This window comes from Nitriliruptor sp. (assembly GCF_040882075.1).
Lineage (GTDB): Bacteria > Actinomycetota > Nitriliruptoria > Nitriliruptorales > Nitriliruptoraceae > Nitriliruptor.
In genome coordinates this window covers 1-1,154 of record NZ_JBBEBZ010000149.1, presented here as the reverse complement: position 1 = coordinate 1,154, position 1,154 = coordinate 1, and the positions used below count along the sequence as shown (strand labels likewise).

The 1,154-nt window shown below is 73.1% G+C and carries 1 protein-coding gene; it reads right to left on the bottom strand.

Going from position 1 to position 1,154, the window contains the following annotated elements; all coding sequences use genetic code 11:
• Nucleotides 1-145: 145 nt before the first annotated feature.
• Nucleotides 146-1,154 (bottom strand): hypothetical protein (locus WEB03_RS08955; protein ID WP_368070608.1); only part of this gene is annotated, 1,009 nt, incomplete at its 5' end.

The following is a 1,154-nucleotide window of genomic DNA, read 5'->3' as shown; positions in this document are numbered from 1 at the left end:
CGACCGGACCGACGCCGACCGGACCGACGCCGACCGGACCCACGCCGACCGGACCGACGCCGACCGTGTCCGCGACGAGCGCGTCAGCGACGACCGGACGGACCGGCCGGTGACCGACCACGACGACCGGGTCTAGTCCTTTGGTCTAGTCCCGCCGCTGCACGAGCCAGGTGTCGAAGCACGGCACCGTGAAGGCGACGCGGCCTCGCCGCGGGGCGTAGAGGTGCCCCGCGGCGATCAGTGTCGCTCGGGCGTCGCTGAGTGGCCGCTGGTCGGCGTGCCCGAGCCGGGTGGCGATCGCCGACATCGAGGCAGGGGAACCGAGCTCGTCGATCGCGATGGCCAGGTCGCGTGCCCGCCCGCGGGGGAACCGCTGCCACCGGGACGAGAAGAACCCCTCGCGACGCTGGTCGACGAGCTGTTGCGCTCGGGGGACGTCGGCGAGGCGGACGTCTCGACGTTCCTGGAGCGTGCTCCACAGGGCCTCGCCCCACAGCTGCACGAAGTAGGGGTAGCCGCCGGTGTCGGCCAGCACGTGGTCGGCGACCGGTTCGGTGACACGGACCCCGGCGTGCTCGGTGAAGGGTTCGTCCAGGGCTTCGTGCACCTCGTCGACGGTCAGTAGGAGCCCGACGCCGCGGTGCTCGGCCAGCAGCACGAGGTCGTAGAGCAGCGCCTCGAGGGTGACGTCGCCGCGGTCGGTCTCGGCCGGGTGGAAGGCGATCTCGCCGCGGGTGAGCGACAGCGAGGACAACCGGCGACGGAGGTCGCTGACGGCCGAGGTGAGCGGACCGGCACCGCGGAGGAGGGACCGGCACGTGGCGGTCAGGTCGGTGTCCGCGGCGTCGGCCTCGATGTGGAGGGCGACGGTGCCGGTTGCTGCGGCGTGGTGGCGGGTGTAGGCCATCAACGCGGTCTTGCCGACGCCCCGCACGCCTCGGAGCAGCGGCATGGCCACGGGGTCGTTCGGCACGGCGAGCCGGTCGACCATGTCCTTGGCGATCAGGAGCGGGGCGTTCCGCGAGCCGAAGGCGGGCGGGACCTTGCCGGGCCCTGGCCGGAACGGGCTCGCGGCCCGGGGGAGGGCGCCGGCTGGCTCGGGCGACTTGAACGGGTCGGCCACCTCTCCCACTTTCTCGGGACTCTCGGAAATC